1 protein-coding gene is annotated in these 233 nt (G+C 56.2%); it reads left to right on the top strand.

Annotation, left to right across the window (positions count from 1 at the left end; all coding sequences use genetic code 11):
• Positions 1–20: 20 nt before the first annotated feature.
• A partial coding sequence (locus ACQG3P_RS24570) for a hypothetical protein (protein WP_426806507.1) occupies positions 21–233 on the top strand: 213 nt, incomplete at its 3' end.

The raw sequence follows: 233 nt of genomic DNA, 5'->3' as shown, positions 1-233 counted from the left end.
AATCCGAGATAGTCCTTCTCATGAAATCCAATCTCGCCCTCAAGGGGACCCAGCCTGCGCTCGACGCATTGCATGACCCTGAGTGCTTCGGCCAGGCCGACATAGGCAAGAACGAGACCCGGGGCATCGCGAATATCCTGCGGCCTCACAATGTCCCGGTGAAATGTCCTGGTTCGGAAATCCTCGATACGCATGATGCAGGAGGCTGCTTGATTGATAGCCTGGACCAGAGA

This window comes from Stenotrophomonas sp. SrG, assembly GCF_050031795.1.
In the GTDB taxonomy this organism is placed as follows: domain Bacteria; phylum Pseudomonadota; class Gammaproteobacteria; order Xanthomonadales; family Xanthomonadaceae; genus Stenotrophomonas; species Stenotrophomonas rhizophila_A.
The sequence above is the reverse complement of the archived record's forward strand: the minus strand, read 5'-3'. Positions and strand labels throughout refer to the sequence as shown.